At 69.1% G+C, this 14,209-nt stretch carries 15 protein-coding genes; 7 read left to right on the top strand and 8 right to left on the bottom strand.

Annotated elements, in window-relative coordinates:
- Positions 1-70 precede the first annotated feature (70 nt).
- The gene (locus LEL83_RS16390; RefSeq protein ID WP_504748043.1) at positions 71-862 is read right to left on the bottom strand and encodes an SdpI family protein; all 792 of its coding nucleotides are present in this window, start codon (positions 860-862) and stop codon (positions 71-73) included.
- Between the two features lie 104 nt (positions 863-966).
- Between LEL83_RS16390 and LEL83_RS09285 the strand changes: the two genes are divergently transcribed.
- The 3 genes from LEL83_RS09285 (at position 967) to LEL83_RS09275 (ending at position 2,045) form a co-directional block, all read left to right on the top strand.
- Entirely contained in the window at positions 967-1,206 is a 240-nt protein-coding gene (locus LEL83_RS09285; RefSeq protein WP_225558605.1) for a PLD nuclease N-terminal domain-containing protein, read from the top strand.
- 72 nt (positions 1,207-1,278) lie between these two features.
- The gene (locus LEL83_RS09280) at positions 1,279-1,494 is read left to right on the top strand and encodes a hypothetical protein (protein WP_225558604.1); all 216 of its coding nucleotides are present in this window, start codon (positions 1,279-1,281) and stop codon (positions 1,492-1,494) included.
- A 152-nt stretch (positions 1,495-1,646) separates the two neighbouring features.
- On the top strand, positions 1,647-2,045 hold the full coding sequence (locus LEL83_RS09275; RefSeq protein ID WP_225558603.1) for a hypothetical protein: 399 nt from the start codon (positions 1,647-1,649) through the stop codon (positions 2,043-2,045).
- A gap of 129 nt (positions 2,046-2,174) precedes the next feature.
- On the opposite strand, the gene LEL83_RS09270 is transcribed toward LEL83_RS09275, so the two are convergent.
- Positions 2,175-3,224 (bottom strand): methionine synthase, encoded by a 1,050-nt coding sequence (locus LEL83_RS09270; RefSeq protein WP_225558602.1) that lies wholly within the window; start codon positions 3,222-3,224, stop codon positions 2,175-2,177.
- A 20-nt stretch (positions 3,225-3,244) separates the two neighbouring features.
- Positions 3,245-4,222: a putative oxygenase MesX gene (locus tag LEL83_RS09265; protein WP_225558601.1), complete on the bottom strand. Its 978-nt coding sequence runs from the start codon at positions 4,220-4,222 to the stop codon at positions 3,245-3,247.
- A 119-nt stretch (positions 4,223-4,341) separates the two neighbouring features.
- Here LEL83_RS09265 and LEL83_RS09260 point away from each other — a divergent pair, with 119 nt between their 5' ends.
- On the top strand, positions 4,342-5,283 hold the full coding sequence (locus LEL83_RS09260; protein ID WP_225558600.1) for a LysR family transcriptional regulator: 942 nt from the start codon (positions 4,342-4,344) through the stop codon (positions 5,281-5,283).
- Between the two features lie 131 nt (positions 5,284-5,414).
- Here the strand turns inward: LEL83_RS09260 and LEL83_RS09255 are convergent, their stop codons facing one another.
- The 4 genes from LEL83_RS09255 to LEL83_RS09240 form a co-directional block, all read right to left on the bottom strand.
- Positions 5,415-6,392: a glycoside hydrolase family 26 protein gene (locus tag LEL83_RS09255; protein ID WP_225558599.1), complete on the bottom strand. Its 978-nt coding sequence runs from the start codon at positions 6,390-6,392 to the stop codon at positions 5,415-5,417.
- Positions 6,393-6,481: 89 nt separating this feature from the next.
- On the bottom strand, positions 6,482-7,687 hold the full coding sequence (locus LEL83_RS09250; protein WP_225558598.1) for a sensor histidine kinase: 1,206 nt from the start codon (positions 7,685-7,687) through the stop codon (positions 6,482-6,484).
- Between the two features lie 53 nt (positions 7,688-7,740).
- The gene (locus LEL83_RS09245) at positions 7,741-8,406 is read right to left on the bottom strand and encodes a response regulator transcription factor (protein ID WP_225558597.1); all 666 of its coding nucleotides are present in this window, start codon (positions 8,404-8,406) and stop codon (positions 7,741-7,743) included.
- Positions 8,407-8,432: 26 nt separating this feature from the next.
- Positions 8,433-9,104, bottom strand: a complete 672-nt coding sequence (locus tag LEL83_RS09240) for a TetR/AcrR family transcriptional regulator (protein ID WP_225558596.1) — start codon at positions 9,102-9,104, stop codon at positions 8,433-8,435.
- 98 nt (positions 9,105-9,202) lie between these two features.
- On the opposite strand from LEL83_RS09240, the gene LEL83_RS09235 reads away from it, so the two are divergent.
- Positions 9,203-9,514, top strand: a complete 312-nt coding sequence (locus LEL83_RS09235; protein ID WP_225558595.1) for a putative quinol monooxygenase — start codon at positions 9,203-9,205, stop codon at positions 9,512-9,514.
- A 48-nt stretch (positions 9,515-9,562) separates the two neighbouring features.
- Here LEL83_RS09235 and LEL83_RS16230 read toward each other — a convergent pair whose 3' ends face one another.
- Complete coding sequence (locus LEL83_RS16230) at positions 9,563-10,423, bottom strand: helix-turn-helix domain-containing protein (protein WP_225558594.1); 861 nt, start codon at positions 10,421-10,423, stop codon at positions 9,563-9,565.
- 387 nt (positions 10,424-10,810) lie between these two features.
- Between LEL83_RS16230 and LEL83_RS09225 the strand changes: the two genes are divergently transcribed.
- Together LEL83_RS09225 and LEL83_RS09220 are read left to right on the top strand one after the other, a co-directional pair.
- Entirely contained in the window at positions 10,811-13,573 is a 2,763-nt protein-coding gene (locus tag LEL83_RS09225) for a DUF7927 domain-containing protein (protein ID WP_225558593.1), read from the top strand.
- Positions 13,566-14,201, top strand: a complete 636-nt coding sequence (locus tag LEL83_RS09220; RefSeq protein ID WP_225558592.1) for a class F sortase — start codon at positions 13,566-13,568, stop codon at positions 14,199-14,201. Before LEL83_RS09225 ends, LEL83_RS09220 begins: the two co-directional genes overlap by 8 nt.
- Positions 14,202-14,209 lie beyond the last annotated feature (8 nt).

Raw genomic sequence — 14,209 nt, 5'->3', positions numbered from 1 at the left:
CTTGCGCCGCGGCGCTGGGAGTCAGGACCCGAGACGGGACGAGACGGGGACGTCGTCGCGTCATCGCAGCTCATGCAGGCGGCGTCGTTCCCGCGCCCTCGGTGTCGTCTGCGCCAGCCGGACCGGTACCGGCCTGGTCGAGGTTCTCGTGCGGATCGCCCATGTCGCCGGTCGCCTTGCCAGCGGGCGACAGCCCGAAGTGCTTGCGGACGGCGTTCGCCTCGGTGACGGACAAGGTGTTCCCGGCTCCGGGCGAGGGTGCGCCCTTGATCGCGCTCTTCGTGTACCCGACGTGCAGGTCCGTGCCGTCGAAGGTTGCGTCCTCGACCGGGACGAGCGCGGTGTGACCCCCGAGGAGTCCGGTCGCGACGCTGACGAACGCCGCGCTGCCGTCCTCGTCGGAGGGGAAGACCTGCGCGACCTTGCCGACCGATGCGCCGTCGCGGTCCTTCACGGTCGCGTTCTCGACCTCGTGGATCGTGCTCTTGGTGATCATGGACGTAGTCAACGCCCTCCCGCCTGCGCTGCGGCGCACAGCCCGGTGTGCCACCGGGATGGACAGGAGTGCGCCGCCGAGGAGCACCATCGACGCCACGATCACGGAGAGCGGCGTGCGAAGCGGCGCAAGACCGATGCTCACCGAACACCACAACACGGTGATCGCTCCCGCGGTGATCGTCGGCCGCAGTGCCGCGCGGTGTCCGATGCGCCAGGCTGACTCGCTGGACATCGTGATCCGGGTCCGGATGCTGGCCAAGCTGTTCCGAGCGAGGGATCCGTTGGAAGCCCTCCAGGTCAGCCAGGTCACGAGGACGGCACCTGCAATCTCGATCGTCAACGCGAACACCGTTGCTCCAGTCATGAGACCGACGCTAGTGTTCACAACGGAGAACGGCAATGTATTACGTTCGAGCAGTTGGACTGGCGAATGGCTGCAGGATGACGTACTGGACCCAGGAGCAGAGCATGGATCCCCTCGTTCCGACATCGCTCGACAGTGTCCTGATGGCGGTGCCGATCACCGCGCTGTTCCTCGCCGGCGCAGCCTTCATCTCGCTGATGCGGCGAGCGTCGACCTCCGGCCCGCGCTTGCTCGCATGGGTGGTCGTCGTTCTCTTCGTTCCGATTCTCGGGCCGACAGTGTGGTTCATCGCCCGGCGGCGCGGAGCTCCGGTCGAGCCCGACGGCGGCGGCTTCGGCTCGTAGGGGATCCAACCCCACGCCACACGCTCGTGCAGACTGTCGCAGTCGGAGCGAGACGCCGAATACGCTGATCAGGTGAATGGTCTTCGCGTACTCACCCTCGTCGGCGGCATCATCTCCGCCGTCGGCGGTTTCATCTGCGGCTTGGCGGTGATCGCGACGTTCGCCGGCGGGTTCGACGGCGGTGCGAACATCGGGGCCGGGATCTTGCTGATCCTCGGGGTGCCGCTCGCCATCGTGGGTGGCGTGCTCCTGCTCATCGGTGCAGTCGGGTTGATCGCTCGACGCTGATCGGGTCTGCCAGGGGGCAGCCAAGCTCATGCGTCTCTGGAAGGAGAAGCCAGATGGGGCCACATCAACGGAAGGCCGGCGACGTCGTCCGGGCGACAGCAGCAGTGCTGCTCACCGTTGCCGTTCTCACTGGTTGCAGCGAAGGGTCTGGCATGAACACGAAAGAAGCGAAGCAGTCGATCGTCACGTTCGTCGACCAGTCGACGAATGTCGTCGGTGACGATTGGGACGTCCGTGACGGTCCTGGACTCGGGAAGTGCGGCCTCGGTCCTGGTGTCGGGGGCGTCCAGTACGTCTACGCCAAGGTCCGTGCTGCCAGCGTTGACCCGAAGGCCGACGTCGAGGCGGTGGAGCAGCACTGGAAGGAGCTCGGGGTCATGACCGAGCGGTACCAGACCGGGGGCGAGGACCCGATCCTCGGCGTCCGTGGCAGGGGTGGCCCGGTGAGCTCCTCCGACTTCCGCGCAGATCCCCGCGGGTACACGATCGACGGCAGCTCACAGTGCGTCGCGGGGGACTTCGAGAAGATGAGCCTCGACAGTCAGGAGTGACGACCGCGGCCTGATCGCCGGAACCGGGCCGCGCCTCCAATCCGGGCTGAGACCCGGGTACCTGCGGGACGCGACACGGAGGACGGCCCGCCCCGTTGCCGAGGCGAGCCGTCCGGAAGAGCCGCGCCGTTACCGCGCTGCCGGCACCGCGACGTTCGCCAGTTCGGCCCGCACGATGTCCGCCCCGGCAGACAGCGCACTGAGCTTGTCCAGCGCTGCACCCCGTGCCAGCGGAGCCATCCCGCAGTTCGAGCTCGGGATGAGCTTGTCCGCATCGACGAACTCGAGCGCCCGACGCAGCACCTCCGCGACCTCCTCCGGGGTCTCGACGGTCTCGGTGGCGACGTCGATCGCCCCGAGCATCACCTTCTTGCCCCGGATCAGCTCGACGAGCTCGAGCGGCACATGCGAGTGGATGCACTCGAGCGACACGATGTCGATCGACGACTGCTGCAGCAGCGGGAAGGACTGCTCGTACTGCCGCCACTCGGCGCCGAGCGTCTCCTTCCACCTGTTGTTCGCCTCGATGCCGTAGCCGTAACAGATGTGCACGGCGGTCTCGGCACGCAGGCCCTCGGCGGCTCGTTCGAGTGCGGCGACGCCCCAGTCCTGCACCTCGTCGTGGAAGACGGTGAAGGCGGGCTCGTCGAACTGGATGACGTCCACGCCGGCAGCTTCGAGCTCGCGGGCTTCTTCGTTCAGGATCGTGGCGAACTCCCACGCCAGCTTCTCGCGGCTCTTGTAGTGCTGGTCGGAGAGCGTGTCGATCATCGTCATCGGGCCGGGGAGCGCCCACTTGATGGGGCGATCGGTCTGTGCGCGGAGGAACCGGGCGTCGTCGACGAAGACCGGGGCGGGACGACTCACGGCGCCGACGACCGTGGGGACGGCAGCGTCGTAGCGGTCGCGGATCCGGACGGTCTCCTTGCGCTCCTGATCGATGCCGTCCAGGTGCTCGATGAACGTCGTGACGAAGTGCTGCCGTGTCTGCTCGCCGTCGCTGACGACGTCGATGCCGCGGCGCTCCTGCTCGTGGACGGCGGAGCGCAGGGCGTCCTGCTTGCCCTCGGTCAGGGCGGCACCCTCGAGCAGCCAGGGGGACCAGAGTCGCTCGGGCTCGGCGAGCCAGGACGGCTTCGGCAGGCTGCCGACGATCGAGGTGGGGAGGAGAGAGCTCATGGAAGTGGCGGTCCAGACGGTCAGCGGGCGGGGACGGGTTCGGCAGCGAAACGGGACAGGAGCGCACCGTGCGGCGTCACGAGGTGTTCTTCGGTCCACCGGCCCTGGGTGACACCGAGGCGACTGCGCTCCTCGCGGTCGTAGGTCACCGGCGTGGACGTGAAGTCGGTGTGGTCGAGAGTGGGGCGGTAGGTGCTGCCGGCCGGGGTGTTCGCGGCGTAGATCTCCGGACGGTAGATCTTCTGGAACGTCTCCATGGTGGCGATCGTCCCGATGAGCTGGAGGTCCGAGTAGTCGCCGGTCAGGTCGCCCCGCGTGTAGAACGCGAGCGGGGCTGCCGCGCCGGCGGGCTGGAAGTACCGGACCCGCATGCCCATCCGGCCGAAGTAGTCGTCGGTGAGCGAGGAGTGCTCGTGCTCGTACTCGGCGCCGAGGACCGGGTGGACGTACCCGTTCTGCCGGTAGGTCTGGCTCGTCGAGACGCTGATGCACACGACAGGCTCGGCACCGAACTGCGAACGGAAGGCGTCGGACTCCAGGAAGCGCTGGAAGAGCGCCCCGTGCAGCTGTCCGAAGTCGGACGGGACGCCGGACGACGACGAGGGCAGCAGGACGGAGAAGTCGTAGTCGCGCAGGTACGACGAGAAGTTGTTGCCGAGGATCCCCTGGTGGCGCTCGCCGGTGTGCTGGTCGACGATCGTGACGTCGAGCATCTCGAGCAGCGGGAACTCTGCGTCCGCCCCGCCGTCGGAGAACTGCAGCGCCACCGAGACGATGTCGAGCTGCAGACGGTAGCGGTCACCGGCACCGCCAGCAGACGCCCCCGCGAGGTCGTTCGTGCGCCCGTCGATCATCGCCAGCGCAGCACGCAGGTTCTCCTGTCGGCGCTCGCCGCGCGCCAGGTTGGCGAAGTTCGTGGTCAGCCGGGAGCTGTCGGCGGGGGAGTAGTCCTCGTCGAACCGGGTCCTGGTGGTGCTGAAGGTGAGGTCGTTCGCCATGCTCCGCAGTCCGTGCGTCGAGCGCCCGGAGGCACTGTGGGAAGTGTCCCTCGATCATGGCGGGATCCCCGGGCCATCAGGTAATACGCAGACGCTATGCAGCGGTATAGCCTGCACCTATGGCTCGGGTCTCGAACGACATCACGCTGCAGCAACTCCGGTACTTCATCGAGGTCGCGTCGGAGGGGTCGATCAGCGCGGCCGCCGATCTGCTCTACGTCGCGCAGCCGACCCTGTCCGCGGCGATGAAGGACCTGGAGACGCGGATCGGACGTCCCCTGTTCACCCGATCGGCCCGGGGGGTCGTGCTCACCGTCGACGGCGTCGAGTTCCTCGGCTACGCCCGACAGGTGGTCGAGCAGGTCTCCCTGCTCGAGCAGCGCTACGTCGGCGGCCAGCCGTCGCGCCGCCTGCTCGGGGTGTCGGCCCAGCACTACTCGTTCGCGGTGGAGGCCTTCGTCCGGATGGTCGAAGCAGCGGCCGCAGACGAGTACGAGTTCTCGCTCCGCGAGACGCGCACCTGGGACATCATCGAGGACGTCCGCACGCTCCGCAGCGAGGTGGGCATCCTCTACCGCAACGACTTCAACAAGCAGGTGCTCGGCAAGCTGATGCGGGACGCCGGGGTCGTGTTCACGCCGCTGTTCGTCGCCCAGCCGCACATCTTCGTGGCCCGGCGGAACCCGCTCGCATCACGGGAGCGCGCGACCCTCGACGACCTCGCCGACCTGCCCCGGCTGACCTTCGACCAGGGCGCGAACAACTCCTTCTACCTGGCGGAGGAGATCCTGTCGACGATGTCGAGCAAGCGGGAGATCCGGGTCTCGGACCGAGCGACGATCTTCAACCTCATGATCGGCCTGGGCGGCTACACGATCTCGACGGGGCTCATCAGCGACGACCTCGACCCGGAGATCGTCGCCATCCCCCTCGACGTCGACGAACGCATCGAGATCGGGTGGATCGCCCACGCCTCGGTGCCGCTCACCGTGCAGGCGCGGACGTACCTGGACGAGCTGCGGGCGGTGGTCGCCGGCTACGGCGTCGAGCCGCTCGGCTAGGCGGGCCGCAGCCGACGGACCTGCGGTCGCACCGCGTGCGCGGTGACCCGTCTGGAGGCGCGACCCGCGCCCGTCAGGCGGGTCGCGCCTCCAGGCTGCCGCGGTCGCGACCCGGTCCGTCCGGGCGGTCGTCAGCGACCGGAGGCGCGTTCGGTCAGCAGCGGATGGCGGCGGTCCGCGGGGACGACGGACGGGTCGTTGGCGAGCTGGCGGAAGGCGGCGAAGGCGCGGGACGACGAGCGGATCCGCCAGTCGCGTTCCTTCTCGACGTCGAACCAGACGACGGCCTCGATGTCGGGGAACGTGGTCTCGAGGGTCGGGATGATGTCCCTGATCCACTTCGCCTTGTCACCGCCGACCTCGTCCGACGCCGTCTCGCCGATGATGATCGGCTTGCCGAGCTCGTGGAGGACCCGGTAGGTGTCCCGGAACACCGAGGTGAAGGACTGCCAGTCGAAGTCGTCGTCGGAGGTGCCCCAGTTGTAGCCGTCGATGCCGGTCCAGTCGACGTAGTGGCTGCCGGGGTAGTACTCGATCGCGGTGGGGGCGCCCTCGCTGTCGGTGTTGTTCGGCGCCCAGACCCACTGCACCTTGCCGGCCGCCTTCTCCGCGAAGATGTCGTGCACGTGGCGCCAGGCCGCGATGTAGAGCTCGGGGTCGTGTCCGCCCCAGCCTTCCTCCTCGTTCATCTCCGCGGCGAAGTCGAGCAGGACGGGGTTGGTCAGCGCGGCGGCTCCCTCGGCCTGCTCCGTGATGACGTCGTCGTACTCGCCGGCGACGATGTCGTGGAAGTCGACGTCGAAGGGCTCCCAGTTGACGAGCGAGGTCTGGCCACGCCGGGCGTCGGCGGCGAGGACGGGGTCGGCGCTCCAGTCCGACGCCCAGTCGAAGTACGTCAGGTGGATGGCGGGGGTGGTGCCGAGTGCCTTGTTCGTGGCGGCGAGCGAGCGGTCGCCGTAGTACATGCCGAGCGCGATGTGCGCGCTGGACGTGCCGACGCGGGCGGCGTCGTGGTCCGTCGACGTGGTGTGGGCCGCACAGCCGGCTGCCACGGTCGTGACGACGGCGAGGCTGGCGACGGCGGCGGTGATCCGGCCGATGGTGCGCATGTGGGTCCTGCTTCCGGGAGGGGCGGTGGTCGGTCGCAGCCTCACAGAACGGACATGAGCCGATGATGAAGCGCCGGTCGGGCGCTGTCTCAGGCCGTCGGAGCGGGCAGGGTCACCGTCACCACGAGCCCGCCGCCGGGGGCGTCGTCGAGCCGGACCGTGCCTCCGTGCAGTTCTGCGACCCACGCGACGATGGCGAGGCCGGTCCCCGTCCCCGTCCCCGTGCTCGTGCTCGTGCCGGTGCCGGTCGTGCCTCGTCGCAGGACGTGCTCGCGCCGGTCGGCCGGAACCCCCGGGCCGTCGTCGACGACACGGACCTGGTGCGGCTCGACCGTGACGAGAACGCGTTCGCGCGCGTGCCGTTCCGCGTTGTCGACGAGGTTCCGGACGGCCTGGGCGAGCAGGACCGGATCACCCACGACGACGGTCGGCTCGGTGGCGACACGGACGCGGGACGTCTGCCGCACGTCGTCCACGACCTGTTCGACGATCTGGTCGAGCCGGAGCGGTACGCGTTCGGGTGTGAACGTGCCGGCGTCGATCCGCGCTCGGGTGAGGAGCGCCGCGAGCAGGTGGTCGAGGCGGTCCACCGTCGTCAACGCCTGTTCACGGGCCGCCAACGTCGGGGTCGGCGTCCCCTCGATCGAGAGCCGGAGGGCGGTGAGCGGGGTGCGGAGCTCGTGGCCGGCCTCGCGGAGGAACTGCTCCTGGCGGTCGAGTGCCGCGACCGCCGGACGCATGGCGCGCCCCGACAGGACGTGGCCAGCGACGACGGCGGCGGCGAGCAGGACGAGGCAACCGATCGCGAGCCCCGTGGCGAGGCGGTCGTGCGCGGCCGTGCCCGCGGCGACGTCCTGCCCGACGACCACGACCGCGCCGATCGCGTCGTCGTCCCACACGGGTGCCGCAGCCCACCACGCGGCACGACCGGCGGTGTCGGCGCCGCGCAGGTCCGATGCGCCCTGCTCCTCGAGCACCGCGTCGATCAGCGCGTCGCGTCGGTCGGCCGGGAGCTCGGCGGATCGGGGGAGGTGCGCGGGGGTCGCGGTCACGCGCCCGGAGGCGTCGATCCGGTACACCGCCAGGAACGACGTGCCGACCGCGAGTTCGTCCTCGCGCAGCGGCTCGAGGTGCAGGGTGCCGCCGTCGAAGTACACCGCGCGAGCGAGACCGCCGGCGCGTTCGGTGACGTCGTCGGTGACCGCTCGCCGCTGCGAGGTGGCGTCGATCGACAGGGCGAGCGCGGCGAGGAGCGCGAGGCACACCGCGATGACGGCGGCGAACGAGACGGTCATGAGCAGACGCGTCCGTCGGAGCCGGCGAGCCGCGCCACCGGCCGGGAGCCCGCTCATCCGGCTTCTCGCAGGCGGTACCCGACACCGCGGACCGTCTCGATCGGGTCCGGGGTGCCGAGCCGACGTCGGAGCTGGCCGATGAGCACGTCGACGACGTTCGACATCGGTTCGGTGTGCTCGTCCCAGCAGCGCTCGATGAGCTCCGTCCGGGTGACGACCGCGCCCGGACGCTCGGCGAGGACGTCGAGGACCGCGAACTCCTTCGCCGTGAGCGTGAGGAGCACCCCGGTGCGCGTGACGCGGCGTCGGGCGAGGTCGAGCTCGAGGTCGCCGACGCGGACGATCGGGGACCGCGGTGGCTGGACGCGACGTGCCAACGCACGGACCCGGACCACGAGTTCGGACATCGCGAACGGTTTCGGCAGGTAGTCGTCGGCCCCGTGTTCGAAGCCGTCGACGCGGTCCTGCACCGTGCCGAGGGCGGTCAGCAGCAGGACCGGCACGGTCGTCCCCGCGGCGCGGATGGTCGCCACCAGCCGTACCGCGTCGCCGTCGGGCAGACCGCGGTCGGCGACGACGCAGTCGTAGCGATTGACGGTCAGTGCGACGTCGGCGTCCGCGAGGGTGGTGGTCTCGTCGACGGAGATGCCCTGGCGGCGGAGTCCGTCCGCGACGAGTCCGCGGACGACGTCGTCGTCTTCGAGCAGGAGAACGCGCATCGGCACCTTCGGGGAGGACTGGTCGATCAACGGATGGTGCGGATGCCGGCGAGGACGAGGTCGACACCCGCGAGGAACTGCTCACGGTCGTCGTGCTCGTCGAGTCCGGCGGCGATGGCGTGCATGAACGGGAAGTCGGACGGGTCCAGGCGCTCCCACTCGCGGGCGATGCCGCGGAGGACGAGGGCCCGGTCCGTGTCGCGGGGCAGGAGCCGGGCGGCGGCGGCGTACTGCCCGGCCGATCCGAGGACGCAGTTGACGAGTGCGGACACCGCGTCGAACCGCGCGTGCTTCGGTACCCCGTACTCCTGCAGGCACACGCCCACGGCTTCGAAGAGCTGGACGACGGCGAGCTGCCACGGCTCCCTGGTGAGCTGCGTGCCGACCCACGGGTGGGCATCGATGGCGTCGAAGACCGCCAGGGCCAGCGCTCGGACCGTGTCCAGCGGCTCTCCGGGGGTCCGAGCCCCGTCCACCGCGCTGCTGACGACGACGGTGGTCGCCGCGCGGAGCAGCTCGCTCTTGCTCGCGACGTGGTGGTAGATCGCCCCTGGCCCGGTCGTCAGCCGTGCGGCGAGCGAGCGGAAGGTGAGGGCGTCCTCGCCGTCGGTGTCGAGGATCTCGATCGCCGTCTGCACCAGTCGGTCCCTGGAGAGCGGGTCCGTGCGGCGCGTGGCGCGGGATTCGACCGAGGGCATGCCCCATCTTGACACGTTCTGGAATGTCGTTCCATACTCTGCGTGGAACGTCGTTCCAACGGAGCGTCCGCGCTCCACCCGACACGGAGGAGGATCCAGTGATCGACACGACGAAGCCCGGTGTCCTGTTGCAGATGCGCGCGCAGCCCGGCGGAGGTGACGCGCTGGCAAAGGTGCTCACGGACGTGCACCACGTCGACGACCCGGACGGTCCCGTCGACTGGATCGTCCTGCGCGACGACGACGACCCCGAGGTGATCTGGGTCACCGAGTTCTACCGCGACCAGGACTCGTTCGACCGGCACTACGCCGAGACGAACGAGGAGGTCGAGCAGCGGCACGAGGACCTCATCGCGCTCCTGGCGGAGCCGCCGACGCGGGTGCTGGTGCGGCCGGTCGCGTCGAGCTGACGTCGTTCGAGCTGCGTTGTTCGAGCTCGCGGGGCGCGGCGCGCGGCCCTACCGGCCCTGCTGACCTGGGGTTCGGTTGAGCGCTCGTGTGAGTTGTCTGGTCGAGGTGAAACCCGAACGGGCGGCGAGGTCTGCGAGGCTGACGGCTCCGAGGTCGGCGAGCTGGTTGGCTTCCGTGATGCGGCGACGCTCGATCTCGCGGCGGGGTGTCGTACCGAGACTGGCGAACGTGTTGTGCAGCGTGCGGGGGCTGACCGCGAGGTCGACGGCGAGCCGGGTGACGCTGAACGCCGGGTCGCGGAAGTGTTCCTCGATCGATGCCAGCGCTGCCGTGAAGGCGCTGTCCCGGTGCGCGGCAGCGTCACGGGTCTCCCGCGCGTTGGTGTCGTCGAGGACGCTGCCGAGGAGGTGCTCGAACGACAGTGCGAGATGCCGACGTGCGGTGTGGGTCGCCGGGGTGACAGGGGTCCCGAGGAGCGTGTTCGTCATCGACGTGAGCGCCTGCACGGTCGAGCCGCCGGTCGCGATCGGTTCCCCGAACTGGAACCGGGACACTCCTTCCTTGAGGACCGTGGGCTCGAGGTACCAGACGTAGCGGGCTGTGTCGGTGATCGTGCGGGCTGTGGTCGGTGCTTCACCGTCGAAGAGCACCAGGGAGCCGGGCTCGGTGGGGACGACGGTGCCGCTGACGTCGAACTCGAAACCGCCTTCGATGGTGAGGACGAGGTAGATCCGACGCGGGTCGCTGGTCAGGGTGTACCCGGCGGATTGTGACCACGCGTGACCGACACCGAAACGCGTGTACTCGCCGGTCTCGGCGACCAGGAGGGGATCTATTCGTCCTCGCGGGTGCCATCCGAAGTCATTGCAGCGTTCCGCCGCGGAAACGCCCATTGTCGTCGATGTCACCACGACGTCCGATGTAACACGAATGCCCAGCGGAATGCGAACGAGTTCTGCATGTTGCCACCAGAACCTGCAATTCCGGCCATTTCCTGCAACGGCAAACGTCAGTTCGTGCTGACTTGACTGCATCCACTGTGAAGCCGCTCAACCTGACCGGAAACTGAGTCCGCGGATCGTCCCTTCGGTCCGCCGGATCAGTTGGAGCACCGACACGTCGAGGTGCGTGCATGAAAGTTGGGGATCGTCTTGAAGCTTCGCTTGCCAGGGGTGCGTCACCGCGCCGAGAACACCGGAACGCGGAAGGGGGCACCAACGCACCCGCGATCTCGACGCTTCCGAGCGACCGCAGCGCTGACCACAGGCGCCCTGCTGACGTCTGGACTGGCTGCCGTGTTCAGCACCACGGTGCTGCCGGCAGCGCCGGCATCTGCGGCGGATGGTCCCGCATGGACGTGCAGCGCGAACGGGTACCTGTTCCAGTCGCCCGGTGACGGCACGAACACGATCTACCAGGTCGACCTCGTCAGCGGTGAGTCGACGGAGATCGCGTCGATGGTGAACGGCGTCAACGCGACCGGCTACAACCAGACCGACAACTACATGTACGGATGGGACACCACCACCGGTCAGCCCGTCATCGTCGCGTCCGACGGCACGCTCACGCAGCTCGACAGGCCGGCAGGTCTGCCCGCAGACACCAACTTCGTGGTCGGTGACGTCGACCCGAACGGGCACTACTGGCTCACCCTCTCGAGCGGTCAGTGGTACGAGATCGACTACGCCGCCGGGTCTCCCACCTACGGTCAGGTCGTCGACAGCGGCACTGCTGCCGGGGCTGCAGCAGCGGGCTTCGGCTCGGTGCGCGACTGGGTCTACGTCGACGGTTCTCTGTACGGGGTGGGCACGGGCCCGTCGCTCGTGGAGTTCGACCCCGCCGCGAACCGGGTGACGCGGGTTGCGAACCTGCCCGATCTCGCCAACAACGCCTACGGCGCAGGGTACGCGGATGCCCGAGGGTTCCTGTACTTCTCGAACAACACCACAGGCGAGATCTACCGCATCAACCCCGAGGACGGCAGCACCATCGACCTGTCGACCGGGCCGATCTCGGGTGGCAACGACGGCGCTCGGTGCTCGGCGGCGGGCATCCCGACGATCAGCGTGCAGAAGACCGTCGATGGTCGTGCCGCGACGGCCGACCAGTTCACGGTCGCGCTGCGGGACACGGACTCGTCGACGCTGACCTCTGCGACGACGACCGGGACCGCCACCACCGCGAAGTCGGAGGAGGAGTGGCCGGTCAGCGAGGGCCGTACGTACACGGTCACCGACGTGATGGCGGCTGGTTCCACGAACACGATCGCTGCGTACACGCCGACGATCGTCTGCACGGACACCGTCACCGGCGCCGAGCAGACCGTCGGTGGTGAAGCCGGCACGTGGACGTTCCGGGTGCCGGGCGCCAACCCGTACCTGTGCGACGTGACGAACACCGCGGCCGACCCCTCGCTCGCAGTGTCGAAGACGGTCGACAAGGAGACCGCGAACCCGGGGGACACGGTGACGTACACGGTCACCGTGCGCAACACCGGCAACGTCGCCTACACCGCTGACAAGCCGGCCACCTTCACGGACAGCTTCTCCGGGGTCACCGACGACGCCACGTACAACAACGACGCGAGCACCGGCTCCACGATCAACGGGAACACGTTGTCCTGGGCGGGTCCGCTCGCGGTCGGCGCGACTGCCACGGTGACGTACTCCTTCACCGTCAACACACCGGACACCGGTGACCACCTGCTGCGCAACGTGGTCACCCCGCCGCCGGGGAGCGTCTGTGAGCCGGACCCGGAGGGTTGCGAGCCGCCCCCGGTCCGCGTTCGGGACTTCACCGTCGCCAAGTCCGTCGACAAGACCAGCGCCGCTCCCGGTGAGAAGGTCACCTACACGGTGACGGTGAAGAACACCGGCGAGGCTGACTACACCGCCGAGAACCCGGCGACCTTCGCCGACGACTTCTCCGGTGTCGCAGACGACGCGACCTACAACGATGACGCCAGCAACGGTGCGACGGTGGACGGCACCACGCTGTCCTGGTCCGGCCCGCTCGCGGTCGGTGAGTCGACGACGGTGACGTACTCGTTCATCGTCAACGACCCGCTCACCGGCGACCAGAACCTGGGCAACGTGGTGACCACCCCGGGCGTCTGCGCACCGAACGCTTGCGAGACCGAGACGCTGGTGCGCTCGTTCACCGTGACGAAGTCCGTCGACGCGGACACGGCGGTGCCCGGCCAGAAGGTGACCTACACGGTGACGGTGAAGAACACCGGCAAGGATGCGTACACGGCCGATGTGCCTGCGTCGTTCACGGACGACCTGTCGAAGGTCACCGACGACGCGACGTACAACAAGGACGCCTCGAACGGCGCGAAGGTCGACGGCAACGAGCTGTCCTGGGCCGGGCCGCTCGCGGTCGGCGAGACGATCAAGGTGACGTACTCGTTCACGGTGAACACGCCGGACACCGGTGACCACGTGCTCGGCAACGCGGTCGTCCCCGGTGACTCCGGGGAGTGCGTCGGCGCCTGCCAGACCACGACCCTCATCCCCGGGTACACGGTGTCGAAGGCGGTCGACAAGACCAGCGTCGTCCCCGGCGAGACCGTCACGTGGACCATCACGGTCACGAACACCGGCAAGGTCGACTACACGGCCGAGAAGCCGGCGAAGTTCACCGACGACCTGACCCAGGTCACCGACGACGCCACCTACAACGGTGACGCCACCAACGGTGCGAAGGTCGACGGGAACACCCTGACCTGGGCCGGCCCGCTCGCGGTGGGCGACACCACGACGGTGACCTACTCGTTCACGGTGAAGGACCCGAACCCGGGCGACGAGCAGCTCCGCAACGTCGTGGACCCCGGTCCCGGCACCGGAGTCTGCGCCACGGACGACTCGTGCGTCACGAACTCGACCGTGACCGCGCAGACCGTGACCCCGTCCCCGTCCGGGCCGGTCGTCTCGACCGGTGGGACCACGGCCGCGCCGCTGTGGCCGATGTTCGCGGGCGCCGGCACCGCGCTGGCCGTGCTGATGGCACTGCTCGGCACGGCGCTCGTCCGCCGACGGAACGGTGACAGTGTCTAGTTCCGACATCACGGGGCGGCGTCGACGGTGGGTTCTGCTCGCCGTCGGCGCCGCCGCGGTCGTCACCCTCGCCCTCACCGGGACCGAGATCGTCCGCTCCTTCAACGGGCCCGTCGACATGCAGGGCAACCGCGTGCAGGCCGAGGACGCCGTACCCCCGACCTCGGAGTCGTCCGCCGTGCCGGCCATCGGCGACGACCGGTTCGTGGTGGAGTCCGTCGGCCTCGACGTGCCCCTGGGAGCGTTGAACGCGGTGGACGGTGTGATCGAACCCCCGGGCTTCACCTCTGCCTACTGGGTCCGCAACGAGGGCGTTCCGCCGGAGCAGGCCCGGAAGGGCACCGTCTTCGTCGTCATGCACTCGCTGCGGAACGGCGCCACCGGTCCGGGGAACTACCTCATCGACGTGGACCGTCGGACATCGAAGGTCGGCATCGGCGCGGAGATCCAGGTCGACGACACGACCTACACGGTCACCGGCACCCAGGAGATCGACAAGCCCGACATCGCCCACGCATCCGCGATCTGGGAGGACGAGCCAGGACGACTGGTCGTCATCACCTGTCTGCAACGACCCGACGGCGGGCGCTCGCAGCAGAACGTCGTCATCGAGGCCGTCCGGTCCTGAGCGCGCTC

The sequence above is a fragment of the Curtobacterium oceanosedimentum genome (assembly GCF_020297365.1).
Lineage (GTDB): Bacteria > Actinomycetota > Actinomycetes > Actinomycetales > Microbacteriaceae > Curtobacterium.
The sequence above is the reverse complement of the archived record's forward strand: the minus strand, read 5'-3'. Positions and strand labels throughout refer to the sequence as shown.

Coding starts and splice junctions, on each gene's coding strand:
- LEL83_RS16390 (WP_504748043.1), bottom strand. CDS start 862: ATGACTGGAGCAACGGTGTTCGCGTTGACGATCGAGATTGCAGGTGCC.
- LEL83_RS09285 (WP_225558605.1), top strand. CDS start 967: ATGGATCCCCTCGTTCCGACATCGCTCGACAGTGTCCTGATGGCGGTG.
- LEL83_RS09275 (WP_225558603.1), top strand. CDS start 1,647: ATGAACACGAAAGAAGCGAAGCAGTCGATCGTCACGTTCGTCGACCAG.
- LEL83_RS09270 (WP_225558602.1), bottom strand. CDS start 3,224: ATGAGCTCTCTCCTCCCCACCTCGATCGTCGGCAGCCTGCCGAAGCCG.
- LEL83_RS09265 (WP_225558601.1), bottom strand. CDS start 4,222: ATGGCGAACGACCTCACCTTCAGCACCACCAGGACCCGGTTCGACGAG.
- LEL83_RS09260 (WP_225558600.1), top strand. CDS start 4,342: ATGGCTCGGGTCTCGAACGACATCACGCTGCAGCAACTCCGGTACTTC.
- LEL83_RS09255 (WP_225558599.1), bottom strand. CDS start 6,392: ATGCGCACCATCGGCCGGATCACCGCCGCCGTCGCCAGCCTCGCCGTC.
- LEL83_RS09250 (WP_225558598.1), bottom strand. CDS start 7,687: ATGACCGTCTCGTTCGCCGCCGTCATCGCGGTGTGCCTCGCGCTCCTC.
- LEL83_RS09245 (WP_225558597.1), bottom strand. CDS start 8,406: ATGCGCGTTCTCCTGCTCGAAGACGACGACGTCGTCCGCGGACTCGTC.
- LEL83_RS09240 (WP_225558596.1), bottom strand. CDS start 9,104: ATGCCCTCGGTCGAATCCCGCGCCACGCGCCGCACGGACCCGCTCTCC.